Here is a 14,654-nt window from a genome sequence, read left to right as displayed (position 1 = left end):
CCGGGGGTTACGGGACCGGATCCGGCAGCCGTCGCAACTGCCCCGGATCCGGAGGAGGTTACGAGCGGCGGCTGCCGAAGAGCGTGCGACGCAGCCGTCGCAGCGGTGCGAAGAGCGAGACGCGCGCGCTCCGGCTCCGCAGTACGTGCGTGTGGTCGCGCGACGTCAGCTCACGCATCAGCAGCGTGGCCTCGGCCGCGTCACCGTGCGGGACGGCGGGTCCGCCGAGCACCGCGAGGTGACGGTCGAGGCGCGAACTGGTCGCGCCGCTTCCGCAGGTGATGGCAGGCACGCGGGGCGGCCTGCTGCGCATTGCTATCTGTTCCATGTCTCTCCCCACCCGTACGAGGGCACCCGGCCCGGGCAGGTTAACCCTATCCCCCCCGGGCGGCAGCCGGGTATCCCGGTCGTGTGAATTACCCCTGCGCACAGCGGCAGTTGACGGTTACTCAGCGCAGTTGACGGTTACTCTCCGAAGTGATCGCGCGTCAAGGGGCCGGTCGCCCGCGGCCGCTGGGGCGAGAGGGGAAGCGACGACGCGACAGGGGTCACACCGGCCGACGTCGGTTAACTTGGAGTGATCGACCCGTTACGCGGATGAGGGGGGCTCGCGTGAGTGGAGGACCGGGCGGCGACGCACGGATGATCGCGGGACGGTACCGGCTGCTGGGCCCGCTGGGCCGCGGCGGCATGGGGATCGTCTGGCGGGCCCGGGACGAGGTCCTGGGCCGCGAGGTCGCCGTGAAGGAGGTCCGGGCCCCGGCCGGCCTGGACGAGGCCGACGTGCGGCGGATGTACGCGCGCCTGGAGCGCGAGGCGTGGGCCTCGGCCCGGGTCACGCACCGCGGGGTGGTCACCGTCTACGACGTGGCCACCGACGGCGGGCGGCCCTGGATCGTGATGGAGCTGGTGCGCGGCCTCTCGCTCGCGGAGGTACTGGAGGCCGACGGCCCGCTGCCCCCGCAGCGGGCCGCGCACATCGGCGAACAGGTGCTGTCGGCGCTGCGCGCCGCGCACGCGGCGGGCGTGCTGCACCGCGACGTGAAACCCGCCAACGTGATGATCGCCAACGACGGCCGGGTCCTGCTGGGCGACTTCGGGATCGCCCGGCTGGAGGGCTCCTCGGCGCTCACGATGACGGGCGAGGTGGTCGGCTCCCCCGAGTACCTGGCGCCGGAGGCCGCGCTGGGCGCCGCGCCCGGGCCCGCGTCGGACCTGTGGTCGCTGGGCGTGACGCTCTACGCGGCGGTCGAGGGGCACACCCCCTTCCGCCAGGACACTCCGGTCGCCACCCTGCAGGCCGTGGTGGAGCGGGACGCGCCGCCCGCGCGCCGCGCCGGGGCGCTGGGGCCCGTACTCGAAGGCCTGCTGCGCAAGGACCCGGACCTGCGCATCGGTGCGCAGGAAGCGGCGCGGATGCTGCGGGTGGTGGGCGCGGGCGGGACCGTACGGGCGGAGGGCGGACCGGCGTCGGGTCCCGGCGCGCCGACCGCCGCGGGCCCGTACGGAACACCCGCGCCCACGCTGCCGCTCCCCGCTCCCCCGCCCCGCACCCCGGGCGGGCCCGCGCCCCGCACGGGGTACGGACCGGCCGCGGAGTCGCCCCGTACCGGGCGGGCGGGCCTGGTCCTGGTCCTGGGGATCGCGGTCCTGCTGCTGGCACTGGCGCTGCTGGGCTGGCTGCTGGCCAGGGACCGCGCGGACGGCGCCGGCGGCAGCGGGGCGGCGGGCCCGGGCGGTCCGACGGGCGCCTCCGCCTCCTCCCCCGCCTCCTCCGCGCCGACGCCGTCGGCCACCGCGTCGGACAGTCCCTCGCCGAGCGGTTCCTCTCCGGCCGCCCAGAACGTCACCGTGGCCGTGCACGCGGTGCGCGACCGCTACGTGGGCCCGTGCCCGCCGCCGGAGGCGTCCGCGCCCGCCTTCACCGCGGCCCTGGAGGTGGTCCGTACGCCGGTGGTCGTGGAGTACCGCTGGGCCACGCGCAGCGGGATCAGTTCGGCGCCGGACTGGCAGGCCGTCACCTTCGGGGCGGGCGGGCCCGCGCTCCGGGAGGCGGCCTTCACCGAGCTGAGCCACCGGCCGGACGGAACGCTGGACGACGCGGTCCGGCTGGAGGTGCGGCGGCCCGTTGCGGTGAACACCGATTGGGTGAACTTCTCTGTCAGGTGCGAGCGGGGGACCCCGTCGGGCGGGGCCCCCTCCCCGGGCGCGTCCGGCACGTCCGGTACGTCCGCGACGCCGGGCCCGTCGTCCGGCACGGGCCCGGCGCCGTGAGCGGGGCGCTCGGGACGGTCAGACCGCGCCGGTGAAGACGGGCAGGTAACCGCCGGACTGTCCGGCGGCGGTCGGGTGGTAGGACTCGCCGATGTTGGCCCAGTTGAGGCTGTGCAGCCACTCGTTGCCGGAGCAGATCTCGTGCCCGGTGAAGGCGCCGGTGACGGAGGCGAAGGCGAAGCCGTGGTTGGCGGCCCGCTTGGCGAGGGCGGCGTTCAGGTAGTCGGCGGCGCCGTCGATCGCCGAGCGCTTGCCCTCGGACAGGCCGGCGACGCAGCCGCCGCCCAGCTTGTAGAAGCGCGGGTAGCCGAGGACGACCACGCGCGCGTTCGGTGCCCGCGATCCCACCGCGTTGTAGAGGGCGTCGAGTTTGCCGGGGAGGGTGGAGTCGACGTACGCCCTGGCCTGGTTGACGCGGTTGATGCAGGTGGTCTCGGACTGGAGCACACAGGTCGTCATGACGTCGGAGAACCCGGCGTCGTTGCCCCCGGCGGTGAGGCTGACGAGGTCGGTCCCCGTGTTGAGCGGAGCGAGCTGGCCCGAGAGGACGTCGTCCGTCCGGGCGCCGGAGCATGCGGTGAACGAGAAGGTCTGGGGCGCGTGCGCGGCGGCCCAGAGGGCTGGGTAGGCCCGGCTGGACCGCTTGCAATTGCCGCTGGCGCTGTCGTAGTTCCCGGATCCGACGCCCGAGGAGTAGGAGTCGCCGAGCGCGACGTAGCCGAAGTCGGCTTGGGCGGCGGAGGCCTGCCCGGCGCCGAACAGCGCGGCGCCCGCGGCGAGGAGGAGTGACGAGGTTAATGCGGCAAACCGTGACAATCTCATGTACGGCTCCTTGTGGGGGTTTCCTGTCCGTTCTGTGGTACAAGGAGCGGAGGCCTTCTGGAAGTGTTCATGCCAAGAATGTTCGGGGTGGACTTCCGGTCCGAATCTTCACCGCGGATGCGTTTGAAGAGGGAACTCACCCACCCGTTCCGGCGAAACACGGGTGCACGGGGGCACTTCGTGCCGGATCATGGGCGCCATGCCAGCCAACCCTCATGACGCGCTGCCGATCCGGCTCAACGTCGACGACAGCGACTCGCCGTCGGACGTCGTCGACGCCCTGTTCCTCGGCCGGTTCGCGTCGGGCGAGCAGCCGTTCTCGCACAGCGTGTCCATCGAGCGGGTGAAGGCGGGGGCCGAACTCGTCCCGGCCGCCGCCACCGTGCTGCGCGCGGCCCGCGACTCCGACCGCAGCGCCACGCTCGCCGAGGGCGAGGGGTGGACCATGCTCGTCTCGCGCTGGAGCCGGGGCGCGGACGTCACCGTGACGGCCGTCAGCGACGAACTGGCCGCCAGCGTCCTCGGCGAGGCGACCGAAGGCGTCCAGGACGAGCCCGAACCGCAGCCCGAGAACGTCACCATGGGGTTCTGGTACGTCTCCCCGCGCCGCGGCCCGTACCGCACGACCCGCCAGATCGCGGCCGGCACCTGGGCCGAGGTGCGGCCCAACTACACCGCGCCCGTGGCGGCCTCGCTGGACCGCCTCATGAAGGTGACCCCCGATGACATCGCGGGGCGGCTGCTGCTGCTCCACGGGCCGCCCGGGACCGGCAAGACCTCGGCGCTGCGCACCCTCGCCCGCTCCTGGCGGGACTGGTGCCAGGTGGACTGCGTCCTCGACCCGGAGCGGCTGTTCAACGACGTCGGCTACCTGATGGACATCGCCATCGGCGAGGACGAGGGCACGGCCAAGGGCCGCTGGCGGCTGCTGCTGCTGGAGGACTGTGACGAGCTGATCCGCGGCGAGGCCCGGCACACCGCCGGACAGGCGCTGTCACGGCTGCTGAACCTGACGGACGGCCTGCTGGGCCAGGGCCGCAACGTCCTGGTCGGCGTCACCACCAACGAGGACCTGGAGCGGCTGCACCCCGCCGTGGTCCGGCCCGGGCGCTGCCTGGCCCGGATCGAGGTGGACCGGCTGACGCACCGGGAGGCGGTGGACTGGCTCGGCACCGACGAGGGGGTGCCGCGCGAGGGGGCGACCCTGGCCGAGCTGTTCGCGCTGCGGCGCGGCGCGGGCCCGGCGTCCCTGCTGCCGCCCCAGGGGCACGGGGCGGACGCGGGGCTGTACCTGTAAGTACCTGTAAGGGCGGGCGCCGCCCCCGGGAGCTGTCAGCCGCCGTAGCGGGCCCGGAGCGCGGCCACGGCGGCCGCCTCGGCGGCCTGCCGGGTCAGGCCCAGGCGGTGGGCGCGCTCCGCGTACGCCTGGGCGGCCGCGGCGGCCTCGCGGTCCGCGGCGCCGCCCTCGGCGGCGACGAAGGTGCCGCCCCGGCCTCGGGTCTCGATCACCCCGTCCGTCTCCAGCGCCCGGTAGGCCTTGGCGACGGTGTTCGCGGCCAAGCCCAGCTCCTGCGCCAGCCCGCGCACCGTCGGCAGTTTGAAACCGGCCGGGAGGCGCCCGGAGCGCGCCTGCGCGGAGATCTGCGCGCGCACCTGTTCGTAGGGGGCGGGCGCACCGGCCGAGTCGTCGAGGGCGAGCTTCAGGTTCGTCGAGGTCACGGGCCCGATTGTCGCCCATGCGCCGCCCGTCGGCGGGAAATCGGGAGGCGGACCGGGCGGGGCCGCCCGTAGCGTCGCCGTATGACCGTAACGATTCGTGACCTGCGTCCCGGTGACGCGGCAGACGCCGAAGCCGTCGTCCGCGTCCGCCGGGCCGCGCTCCCCTACATGATCACGACCCCCGAGGGCGTCGCCTACGAGCTGGCCGGCGCCCACCCCGACCGGCACTACCGCCTCCTGGTCGCGGAGGCGCCCGACGGCACGGTGGTGGGCAGCGCCCAGGTGGGCATCGCCCATGACAGCCCCGAGCCGGGTCAGGGATTCCTGAACGCGTACGTCGACCCCGCCCACCGGGGTCTGGGAGCGGGCGGCCCCCTCGTGCGCGCGGCGGAGCGGCACCTCGCGGAGCAGGGTGCCACCGACGTCTTCGCATGGGTCATGGACCGGCCCGCCGACCGCGCCTTCGCCGAGCGGCGCGGGTACGCGGCCCGGCGCAGCGCCCATTTCCTGCGTCTGGACCTGACCGGCGCGGCCCTGCCGGAGCTGCCCGCCGTCCTCCCGGACGGGATCGGACTGCGGACCGCCGTTGACTTCGCGGACGACCCGCGGCCCCTGTTCGAGGCCGACGCGGAGGTCGCCGCCGACGAACCGGGCGACGTGCCGACCGACCTGGACGACTACGAGGACTGGCTGGCGCACGTGTGGCGCGCCCCCGCCCTGGACCGGGAGCTGACCACGGTCGTCCTCGTCGACGGCGAGGTGGCGGCCTTCACCGCCGCCCACACCGACGGCTCCACGCGCTACGCCTCGGCGATGACCGGCACCCGGCGCCCCTTCCGCGGCCGGGGACTGGCCACGCTCGCCAAGACCGCCTCCCTGCACCGGGCGCGGGCGGCGGGCTACACGGAGGCGTTCACGGGCAACGACAGCGGGAACGCCCCGATGCTCGCCGTCAACAAAGGCTTCGGCTACCAGATCTGCGCCTCGGAGGTCCGCTACACGAAGACCCTGTCCGAGCGGCGGCCGGGATGCTGACCGTGACCCTGCTCAAGGGCGGCGCGACCAAGATCCGCTATCCGGCCGAGCTGCTGAGCGACGACGGCGTGCGCGTCTGCGTACGGGCCCCCTGGGCGGCCCCGGGCGTCCGCGACTTCGGCTTCGTCCGCTTCGAGCCGGGCGACGTGTTCACCGAGTACTTCTGGCGGGACCGCTGGTACGCGGTCAAGGAGGTCAGAAGCGGCGCGGGCGTCCTCAAGGGCTGGTACTGCGACATCACCCGGCCCGCGGCCGTCCGGGACGGCGAGGTCGTCGTGGAGGACCTCGACCTGGACCTGTGGGTCTCGGCGGACGGGTCGCGGGTCCTGCGGCTGGACGAGGACGAGTTCGCGGCCGGCGGCCTGGCGGAGCGCGACCCCCGGGCCGCGGCGCGCGCCGTGGAGGCCCTGGACGCGCTGGAGCACCAGGCCAACTCGGCGGCCGGCCTGACCGCTTTGCTCGGCTGAGGGGTCCCGCACGGAGCCGTTCCTGAGGGGGTGCTTACCGGCGCCTTAAGCGGGCCCTAAGGATCGGCTCCAGGGCGGCCGAGGCCCCGGAACCGCGGGTTCCGGTGGCTAGCTTGGGCGGGCCGGAGCGGGTCGGAGGCGGCGTCGCCACCCACACGGGGGGGGTGACGCCGCCTCCGGCCCGCAGCACCGGTCCGTACGCCCGTACGCCCCGCCCAGAGGAGTTCCGCCCATGTCCGCATCCCGCTCCCACGCCGCCCCGCGCACCGCCGTCCGGGCCGCCGCCCGGATCGCCGCCCTGGGCCTCGCCCCGCTCGCGGTGGCCGCGTACGCCGCCGCGCCGGCCGCCGCGCACGGTTCGATGACGGACCCGGTCAGCCGGGTGGCGGCGTGCTACGCGGAGGGGCCGGAGTCGCCCGCGTCGGCGGCGTGCAAGGCGGCCGTCGCCGCGAGCGGCGCGCAGGCGTTCTACGACTGGAACGCGGTGAACATCGCCAACGCGGCGGGCCAGAGCAAGGCGCTGATCCCGGACGGGCAGCTGTGCTCGGCGGGCAACGGCAAGTACAAGGGCCTGGACCTGCCGCGCGCGGACTGGCCGGCCAGTCCGATGACGTCCGGCGCGCACACCTTCCGCTACAAGGGCACCGCCCCGCACAAGGGTTCGTTCGAGCTGTACGTCACGAAGGACTCGTACGACCCGACGAAGCCGCTGAAGTGGTCGGACCTGGAGGCCGCGCCCTTCGCGAAGGTGAGCGACCCGGGCATGCAGAACGGCGACTACGTCTTCTCCGCCGCCGTTCCGAAGAAGACCGGCCGCCACCTGATCTACAGCGTCTGGCAGCGGTCGGACAGCCCGGAGGCCTTCTACACCTGCTCCGACGTGGTCTTCGGCAAGGACGGCGGGGGCAACGGGAACCAGCCCGCCCCGCGGCCCACCACCCGGCCCACCACCGCCCCGGCGGCTTCGGCGGACCCCGCCGCGGGCTCGTCCGCCGCGCCCGGCGGCGCCGCGCCGACGGCCGGCCCGAAGGCGCCCACGGACCAGCAGATCGCGGACGGCGCGGGCAGGTCCACGGTCGAGCACAGCGGCCACGGCGACAACGACCCGAAGACGAACGGCTCTTCGCCCGCCCCCGTCGCGGCGGCCGCCCCGGCGACCTCCCCGGCGGAGGGCGGCCTCGCCCAGACCGGCGGCGACGGCGCGACCCCGATGATCGCGATCACCGGGGCGGCCGTCCTCGCACTGGGCGCGGCCGTGCTCTTCGCAGTGGCCCGTCGCCGGACCACCGCCGGCCGGCACGGCCGCTGACGGTCACCCGTCCGCGGCGGACCGCCCGCGCGTCAGGAGAAGACCGACGCGCAGGTGGTCCGCTGCGCGTGCTGCGGGTCGAGCGCGTTGGCCGCCTCGTGCCAGGCGATCCTGTCGGTCAGGCCGATCGCGACGTGCTCGGAGACGTCGACCGCGCACAGGTCCTGGAGCAGCACGTTGTGTACGTTCGGCCCGTCGAGGAACTGGGTGCGGTAGGGGGTGACCACCTCGTCGAACCGGGTCGCGATGACGGTGTAGTTGACTCCCGGCACGGTGTCGCCGCCCGCGTTCAGCTTGGTCACGAAGGGCGATCCCGCGACCTGGTCGGCCAGCCCCGGGGTCGCCGAGTTGATCAGGTCCCCGGCGCCGGGAAAGTAGGGCAGGAGCTTGGTCAGGCCGAGCAGGGTGGTTCCGTGGTTGTCGGGGGCGAGGCCGACCAGGGCGTTGGTCTTGGCGGCGCCGCCGAGGAACTTCAGGTAGTAGTTCGGCATCATGCCGCCCTGCGAGTGCCCGACGATGTCGGTCTTCGCGGCGCCGGTGGAGGCGAGCACCTTGTCGACGAAGACGTCGAGCTGGCCCGCGGACTTGTCGATCGGGCCGAGCCCGTTGAAGAGGGGCACGCCGGGCAGCTGCCCGTAGTCGAGGGAGTAGACGCAGTACCCGCGGTTCACGAGGTACGGGGCGAAGCCGAGCCAGTTGTCGACGGAGTTGCCGAAGGTGCCGTGGACCAGCACGACGGGGCGCGGGTGCGCGGCGGAGGGCTTGCAGGACCAGTTGTTCCATCCGCTGTGGGGGGCGGTGTCCGCCTGGGCCGGTCCCGTGGGGGCCAGGGCGGCGGCGGCGAGGGCGAGGACGGCCAGCGGGCGGAGCAGGCGTCGTCTCCAGGGCAGCATCGAGTGATCTCCTTGCGGGTCAAGGGGAACGTGCGGGGGGGAAGGGCGTGGGGAGTCCCGTGATCCGGATCACATGGGGGTGCTGCTGCCGCCAAATTACGGGCGAGTAGCAAGACTTGGAAGTTACGCGTCAGTAAAGAATGCGTGTCGTAGGCCGAATGGGCTCACACGGCGTGTACGGGCGCCCCCGCGCGCGGCCTTGGGACGGTGCGGCGGTCGCGGACCACGCTCACGCGGCCAGGCTGCCGCGGGCGATGGCGGACGGGCCGAAGCGGGCCCGGATCCGGTCCGTGACCGCCTCCAGCCGGCGGGCCTTCTCGTCCTCGGGGTCGAAGGTCAGCTGGTGGGCGGCCCGGTCGGCCGGGGTCAGGTCCTCGGCCCGCAGGGAGAGCGCGCGGACCCGGGCCCGCTGGAGCCCGAGGGCCGCGTGGACGGCGTAGGCCGTGGCGGTCAGGGTGGCCGAGTGGGCGGTGGGCTCGGGCAGCACCCGGGTCCGGGTCAGGGTCGTGCGGTCCGCGCAGCGCACGGTGAGGGAGAGCGCGCGGCAGACCTGGTCCCCCGCGCGCAGCCGGGCGCCGAGCTCCTCGGCGAGGGAGAGCAGGGCGCGGCGGTGGCGTACGGGGTCCAGCTCGTCCCGGTCGAAGGGGCGCTCGGCGGCCAGTGACCGCGCGGCCGCGCCGGGCAGCACCGGGGTGCGGTCGATGCCGTGGGCCCGCTCGTGCACCTCGCGCCCGGTCCGGGGTCCCAGGAGCCGCCGCAGGGTCGCGGGCGGGGCGGCGGCGACCCGGCCGACGGTGTCGAGGCCGTAGGAGCAGAGCACCCGGGCGGCCTTGGGGCCCACCCCGGCCAGGGTCACGACGGGCCGGGCGGCCAGGAACTCCCGTACGGCGGCGGGCTCGTCCGGGACCAGCACGGTGTGCCCGGGTCCGGCCGCGCGGGCCGCCATCGTGGCCAGCATCGGGTTCCCGGCGGCGCCGATGGCGCACTCGGCGCCGTACAGGGCGAGGGCGCGCACCCGGATCACCGCGGCGAGGTCCGCCGCGTCCCGCCCGAAGTAGCGCAGGGCGCCCCGGACATCGGCGAGGGCCCCGTCGGGCGGCAGCGGCTGGACCACCGGGGTGAGGGCGCCGAGCAGGGCGAGCAGCCCGGCGTGGGTGGGTGCGTCGAGCGGGGTTCCGTCGGCCCGCCGGAAGCGCAGGCACAGGACCGGCGCCCCGCGCGCGGCCGTTCCCGGGCCCGGTGCCGCGTTCATCCCGCGCTCCCGGGGCTGGAGTGCCAGAGCTTGCGGCCCGTGGCGGGGCCGGTGCCCGGGGGCTGGAGGTCGGCCCAGGGGTTCAGCTCGTACCCGGTCGGCAGCTGGATCGTCCGGCGCGGGCGGGTGGGCGCGGCGGACTCTTCCGGCGGTTCTTCCGGCAGTCCTTCCGGCTCCGCGGGACCTTCCGGTCCGACCGGTTCCGCCGGTTCCGCCGGTTCCGCCAGGCGGGCCGCGACCGCCTCCAGGCCGCCCGTGGCCCGCAGTTCGGCCAGTTCGGCCAGGTTCCAGGCGGCCGAGCCGACCACGCTCAGGCTCTGCGGGCCGCGCCGCTGGACCACTCCGCGCACCAGCAGCAGGAAGGAGTGGAAGACGGTGTGGGCGCACGTCGCGTGGCTGTCGTCGAAGAAGGCGAGGTCGACCAGGCCGCTGCCGTCGTCGAGGGTGGTGAAGATGACCCGCCTCCCGGAGCGGATCGGCGGGGTCTGGGTGGCCGCCTTGGCGCCCGCGACCAGGACGCTCTGGCCGTGGGCGGCGGTGCGCAGGGCGCGGGCCGGGACCACTCCCAGCTCGGCCAGGAAGGCCTGGCGGTCCCCCATCAGGTGGCGGGAGGCGTCCATGCCGAGCACGCCGAGTTCGGCGCTGAGCCGTTCGGCGTCGTCCAGGTCGGGCAGCCCGGCGGATGCCGTGGACCGGCCTCCGTCCAGCGGGAGTTGGGGTCCGTGGCCGCCTTTCGACCGCTGGGCGCCGTGCAGTTCGGACAGGTGCAGCAGCAGGTCGCGGCGGTTGGCGCCGAAGGCGTCCAACGCGCCGACCTGGGCGAGCCGTTCGGCGACCGGCCGGCCCGGCCGGGCCCGCTCCCAGAAGTCGCGCAGGGAGCCGTAGGGCTGTCCGGCCTCGATCCGCGCGGACTCGGCCTCGCTGATGCCGTGGACGTCGCAGAGCGCGAGCCGCAGCCCCCAGCGCCCCGCGCCTCCCTCCCCATCGGACACCAGTTCGATCCGGTGGGCGGCGCCCGACCGGTTCACGTCCAGCGGCAGCACGGGCACCCCGCGCCGCCGCGCGTCCGCGAGCAGCAGCCGCTTGGGGTACATGCCGGGGTCGTGGGTGAGCAGCCCGGCGTAGAAGGCGGCCGGGTGGTGCGCCTTGAGCCAGGCGGACTGGTAGGTCGGCACCGCGAAGGCCACCGCGTGCGCCTTGCAGAAGCCGTACGAGCCGAAGGCCTCGACGATTTCCCAGGTACGGGCGATCACCTCGGGCGCGTAGCCGTGTCCGGCGGCCCGGGCCGCGAACCAGAGCTTGATCCGGGCCTGCGAATCCGGGTCGGACAGCCCGCGCCGCACCCGGTCGGCCTCGTCCCGCCCGCAGCGGGTCATGATGTCGACGATCTCGATGATCTGCTCGTGGAAGACGACGACCCCGTAGGTCTCGCGCAGCGGCCGCGCCAGGTCCTCGTGCGGGAAGCGGACCGGCGCCCGCCCGTGCCGGGCCTCGATGAAGGGGCGCACCATGTCGGCCGCGACCGGGCCCGGCCGGAAGAGCGAGATGTCCACGACGAGGTCGTGGAAGGTGGCGGGCTGGAGCCGTCCCACCAGGTCGCGCTGGCCGGGCGATTCGATCTGGAAGCAGCCCAGCGTCTCGGCGGACCGGATCAGCTCGTACGTCGCCCGGTCGCCCGGCGGGACCTGCGCCGGGTCGTCCAGGTCCAGCTCCCGCCCGGTGCCGCGCCGGATCTCGGCGACGGCGTGCGCCATCGCCGACTGCATCCGCACCCCGAGCACGTCGAGCTTGAGCAGCCCGAGGTCCTCGACGTCGTCCTTGTCGAACTGGGACATGGGGAAGCCCTCGCCGCTGGTGGGGACCACCGGCGTACGGGCGAGCAGCGAGGCGTCGGAGAGCAGCACCCCGCACGGGTGCATGGCGACCCCGCGCGGCAGCGCGTCCAGCGCCTCGACCAGGTCCCACAGCCGCCCGTGCAGCTCGCCCCGCTCCTGCCGTTCGCGCACCTCGCGCAGCTCGGGCAGTTCGGCGAGGGCCGCGCGGGCGTCGCGGGCCCGGATGTGCGGGAAGGCCTTGGCGAGCCGGTCGGTCTCGGCGGGGTCCAGGGACAGCGCGGCGCCCACGTCGCGGATGGCGTGGCGGACCCGATAGGTCTCGGGCATGGCGACGGTGGCGACCCGTTCGCCGCCGAAGCGGTCGAGGATGCGGCGGTAGACCTCCAGGCGGCGCGCGGACTCCACGTCGATGTCGATGTCGGGCAGGACCCGCCGGCGCTTGGACAGGAAGCGCTCCATCAGCAGCCCGTGCTCGACCGGGTCGGCGTGCGCGATGCCGAGGAGGTGGTTGACCAGGGAGCCGGCGCCGGAGCCGCGGGCGGCCACCCGGATGCCCATGTCCCGGATGTCGTCCACCACGTGGGCGACCGTCAGGAAGTACGAGGCGAAGCCGTGGTAGGCGATGATGTCCAGCTCGTGCCGCATCCGCTCGCCGTACACGGGGTCGTCCGCGTGCCCGCGCAGCACCAGGCCCGCCGCGCAGCGGGAGGCGAGCACCCGCTGGGCGGTGCGGTGGGCGGCGCCGACGAGCCGGGGCTCGGGGAAGTGCACCTCGCCGATGCCGAGGTCGTCCGCGGGGTCGACCACGCAGGCCTCGGCGGTGGCGCGGGTCTCGGCCAGCAGGGCCCGGGCTCCGGAGGGGCCCAGACCGGCCGCGAGCGCGATGCGGTCGGCGGCCTCGGCCATGGCGGCGGGGCCCTTGAGCCAGCGCTCGCCGCTGTCGAGGCCGCGCCGGGGGTCGACGGGGACGAGCCGGCGGGCCGCGTCCAGGACGTCGGCGACCGGGCCCTGGCCCTGGTCGGCGTACCGCACGGCGTTGCTGAGCACGGCCCGTACGCCCTGGTCGGCGGCGAAGCCGACGGTGCGGGCGGCGAGGCGCAGCGAGCCGGGGCCGGTGCCCGCCCGGGCGCCGGTGCGGCCGTGGTCGACGGCCTCCAGGCGCAGGTCGTCGCCGTAGACCTCCCGCCAGGGGGCGAGCAGCCGGGCGGCCCGGTCGGGGCGGCCCGCGGCGAGCGCGCGGCCGACCTCGGAGTCGGGGCCGAGCAGGACGGACACGCCGCTCGCGCCGCGCAGGGCGTCCCAGGGCAGCAGCGGGGAGCCCGCGCCGCCCCGGACGCGGGTGTGGGCGGCGGTGATCATCCGGCAGAGTTCGGCCCAGCCCGCGGCGCCGTCCCGGGCGAGGAAGAGCGCCCGGGTGGCGGATTCGTCGATGAAGGCGCCCCCTTTGACGGGGGTGACGGGGCTGCGGAGCCGGTGGGAGGCCTCTCCGCGCGCGGCGGCTGCCGGGGCGGCGGGGACGGGGGCCGGGGCCACCGCCAGGCCGACGCCGAACAGGGGGCGGATCCCGGCCTTCTCGCACGCCTTCAGGAAGCGGACCGCGCCCGCGAGGGTGTCGCGGTCGGTGAGCGCGAGGGCGTCCATGCCGCGCTCCGCGGCGCGCTCGGCCAGCCGTTCGGGGTGCGAGGCGCCGTAGCGCACGGAGAACCCCGAAACGGTGTGCAGATGCGTAAAGCCCGGCATCCGCGGCCTCCTGCTGATCTCGATGCGCCCGACACTCCTTCGCCCTCCCCCGCTCTCCACCATAGAGCAATTCGAATGTCCGTGCGAAACACATGTTCGACCGCCCGGGTTCGCGCACCGGACGTCCGGTCATCCGTTCGGCCCACCCCTGCTGCGCCCGGACCCCGTCCGGTCGAGCGTGAAGGCATGAACCGGCCCACCGATACCGCAGCAGGCCCCTCGGGCAGCACCGCCCGCCCGTCCGGCGGCTTCCTCACCGAGGTCAAGGACGCCGTGACCACCCGGGCAGCCCTGCTCGTCCTGGGGGTGCTGGCGCTCCAGCTCGCCTTCATCACCTCCTACATCGGCGCCTTCCACCACCCGAAGCCGAGCGAGATCCCGCTGGCGGTCACCGCCCCCGCCGCCCGGCTCACCGAGCGGTCCGTGCAGCAGCTCGGCGCGCTGCCCGGCACGCCCCTCGACCCCCGCGCGGTCAAGGACGAGGCCACCGCCCTGCGCCAGATCCGCAACCGGGACGTGGACGGCGCACTGATCATCGACCCCGGCGGCACCACCGACCGGCTGCTCGTCGCGGGCGGCGCCGGCGCCTCGCTCTCCCAGGCACTCGAAGAGGTCGTCGGCCGGGCCGAGAAGGCCCAGGGCCGCACGGTCGCGGTCACCGACGTGGCGCCCTCCGCCGCGGGCGACGGGCGCGGCCTCAGCTCCTTCTACCTCGTCGTCGGCTGGTGCGTGGGCGGCTACCTGTGCGCCGCGATCCTCGCGATCAGCGCGGGGGCCCGGCCCGCCAACTCCGCCCGCGCCGTCATCCGGCTCGGCGCGCTGCTGGTGTACTCCCTGGCCGCCGGGCTGCTCGGCGCGGTGATCGCGGGCCCGGTGCTGGACGCGCTGCCCGGCAGCATCCCCGCCCTGTGGGGCCTCGGCACCCTGGTCGTCTTCGCGGTCGGCGCGATCACCCTGGCCCTCCAGGGGCTGGCCGGCGTGGTCGGCATCGGCCTGGCCATCCTGCTGGTGGTCGTCTTCGGCAACCCGAGCGCGGGCGGCGCCTACCCCTACCCGCTGCTGCCGCCGTTCTGGAAGACCATCGGTCCCGTCCTGCCGCCGGGCGCGGGCACCTACGCCGCCCGCTCCATCGCCTACTTCAAGGGCAACGGCACCGGCCCCCCGATGCTGATCCTGGCGGGCTGGGCCCTCCTCGGCTCCGCGGTGACCCTGGCCTGCGCCCTCGCCCACCGGGGGCGCCCGGGACCGGCCGTGGGCAGCGGCCTGCCCGGGTCGGACGCCGCCGACGAGAGCGCCGTGTGAGCACCC

The 14,654-nt window shown here is 75.2% G+C and carries 12 protein-coding genes; 6 read left to right on the top strand and 6 right to left on the bottom strand.

The features are described from left to right. Positions 1–58: 58 nt before the first annotated feature. Positions 59–328, bottom strand: coding sequence for a hypothetical protein (locus AC0693_RS17375; RefSeq protein WP_356413675.1), 270 nt, complete (start codon positions 326–328; stop codon positions 59–61). Positions 329–642: 314 nt separating this feature from the next. Here AC0693_RS17375 and AC0693_RS17370 point away from each other — a divergent pair, with 314 nt between their 5' ends. After that, entirely contained in the window at positions 643–2,274 is a 1,632-nt protein-coding gene (locus AC0693_RS17370; protein ID WP_478802407.1) for a serine/threonine-protein kinase, read from the top strand. 18 nt (positions 2,275–2,292) lie between these two features. On the opposite strand, the gene AC0693_RS17365 is transcribed toward AC0693_RS17370, so the two are convergent. After that, positions 2,293–3,096, bottom strand: a complete 804-nt coding sequence (locus AC0693_RS17365; protein WP_356413679.1) for an SGNH/GDSL hydrolase family protein — start codon at positions 3,094–3,096, stop codon at positions 2,293–2,295. A 199-nt stretch (positions 3,097–3,295) separates the two neighbouring features. Between AC0693_RS17365 and AC0693_RS17360 the strand changes: the two genes are divergently transcribed. Continuing rightward, the gene (locus tag AC0693_RS17360) at positions 3,296–4,393 is read left to right on the top strand and encodes a DUF5925 domain-containing protein (RefSeq protein ID WP_468470956.1); all 1,098 of its coding nucleotides are present in this window, start codon (positions 3,296–3,298) and stop codon (positions 4,391–4,393) included. Between the two features lie 35 nt (positions 4,394–4,428). On the opposite strand, the gene AC0693_RS17355 is transcribed toward AC0693_RS17360, so the two are convergent. Beyond that, entirely contained in the window at positions 4,429–4,815 is a 387-nt protein-coding gene (locus tag AC0693_RS17355) for a GntR family transcriptional regulator (RefSeq protein WP_469318839.1), read from the bottom strand. A gap of 81 nt (positions 4,816–4,896) precedes the next feature. On the opposite strand from AC0693_RS17355, the gene AC0693_RS17350 reads away from it, so the two are divergent. From AC0693_RS17350 to AC0693_RS17340, 3 genes are all read left to right on the top strand, one after another. Continuing rightward, positions 4,897–5,850 (top strand): N-acetyltransferase family protein, encoded by a 954-nt coding sequence (locus AC0693_RS17350; RefSeq protein WP_478802283.1) that lies wholly within the window; start codon positions 4,897–4,899, stop codon positions 5,848–5,850. Beyond that, positions 5,844–6,317, top strand: a complete 474-nt coding sequence (locus AC0693_RS17345; protein WP_478802282.1) for a ribonuclease FAU-1 family protein — start codon at positions 5,844–5,846, stop codon at positions 6,315–6,317. Before AC0693_RS17350 ends, AC0693_RS17345 begins: the two co-directional genes overlap by 7 nt. A 232-nt stretch (positions 6,318–6,549) precedes the next feature. Next, positions 6,550–7,626 carry a lytic polysaccharide monooxygenase auxiliary activity family 9 protein gene (locus tag AC0693_RS17340; protein ID WP_478802281.1) on the top strand — a complete coding sequence of 359 codons (1,077 nt, stop codon included), beginning with the start codon at positions 6,550–6,552 and terminating at the stop codon, positions 7,624–7,626. 32 nt (positions 7,627–7,658) lie between these two features. Here AC0693_RS17340 and AC0693_RS17335 read toward each other — a convergent pair whose 3' ends face one another. The 3 genes from AC0693_RS17335 to AC0693_RS17325 all read right to left on the bottom strand — a co-directional run bounded on the left by AC0693_RS17335 (position 7,659) and on the right by AC0693_RS17325 (position 13,346). Further along, positions 7,659–8,519, bottom strand: coding sequence for an esterase/lipase family protein (locus tag AC0693_RS17335; RefSeq protein WP_468470963.1), 861 nt, complete (start codon positions 8,517–8,519; stop codon positions 7,659–7,661). Between the two features lie 229 nt (positions 8,520–8,748). After that, positions 8,749–9,771: a DNA polymerase Y family protein gene (locus AC0693_RS17330; protein ID WP_468470965.1), complete on the bottom strand. Its 1,023-nt coding sequence runs from the start codon at positions 9,769–9,771 to the stop codon at positions 8,749–8,751. Then, the gene (locus tag AC0693_RS17325) at positions 9,768–13,346 is read right to left on the bottom strand and encodes a DNA polymerase III subunit alpha (RefSeq protein ID WP_478802280.1); all 3,579 of its coding nucleotides are present in this window, start codon (positions 13,344–13,346) and stop codon (positions 9,768–9,770) included. The genes AC0693_RS17330 and AC0693_RS17325 overlap by 4 nt, the downstream gene beginning before the upstream one ends. 186 nt (positions 13,347–13,532) lie before the next feature. Between AC0693_RS17325 and AC0693_RS17320 the strand changes: the two genes are divergently transcribed. Continuing rightward, complete coding sequence (locus tag AC0693_RS17320) at positions 13,533–14,648, top strand: DUF3533 domain-containing protein (RefSeq protein ID WP_478802279.1); 1,116 nt, start codon at positions 13,533–13,535, stop codon at positions 14,646–14,648. Positions 14,649–14,654: the final 6 nt, after the last annotated feature.

Source organism: Streptomyces sp. NPDC043876, from assembly GCF_056435825.1.
Note: the sequence above shows the minus strand (reverse complement) of the source record. Positions and strands in the feature narration are given on the sequence as shown.

Bases quoted from the DNA above. Each gene is read 5' to 3' on its own strand.
- AC0693_RS17370 (WP_478802407.1), top strand. From the start codon at position 643: ATGATCGCGGGACGGTACCGGCTGCTGGGCCCGCTGGGCCGCGGCGGC.
- AC0693_RS17320 (WP_478802279.1), top strand. From the start codon at position 13,533: ATGAACCGGCCCACCGATACCGCAGCAGGCCCCTCGGGCAGCACCGCC.
- AC0693_RS17360 (WP_468470956.1), top strand. From the start codon at position 3,296: ATGCCAGCCAACCCTCATGACGCGCTGCCGATCCGGCTCAACGTCGAC.
- AC0693_RS17335 (WP_468470963.1), bottom strand. From the start codon at position 8,519: ATGCTGCCCTGGAGACGACGCCTGCTCCGCCCGCTGGCCGTCCTCGCC.
- AC0693_RS17345 (WP_478802282.1), top strand. From the start codon at position 5,844: ATGCTGACCGTGACCCTGCTCAAGGGCGGCGCGACCAAGATCCGCTAT.
- AC0693_RS17330 (WP_468470965.1), bottom strand. From the start codon at position 9,771: ATGAACGCGGCACCGGGCCCGGGAACGGCCGCGCGCGGGGCGCCGGTC.
- AC0693_RS17350 (WP_478802283.1), top strand. From the start codon at position 4,897: ATGACCGTAACGATTCGTGACCTGCGTCCCGGTGACGCGGCAGACGCC.
- AC0693_RS17375 (WP_356413675.1), bottom strand. From the start codon at position 328: ATGGAACAGATAGCAATGCGCAGCAGGCCGCCCCGCGTGCCTGCCATC.
- AC0693_RS17365 (WP_356413679.1), bottom strand. From the start codon at position 3,096: ATGAGATTGTCACGGTTTGCCGCATTAACCTCGTCACTCCTCCTCGCC.
- AC0693_RS17340 (WP_478802281.1), top strand. From the start codon at position 6,550: ATGTCCGCATCCCGCTCCCACGCCGCCCCGCGCACCGCCGTCCGGGCC.
- AC0693_RS17325 (WP_478802280.1), bottom strand. From the start codon at position 13,346: ATGCCGGGCTTTACGCATCTGCACACCGTTTCGGGGTTCTCCGTGCGC.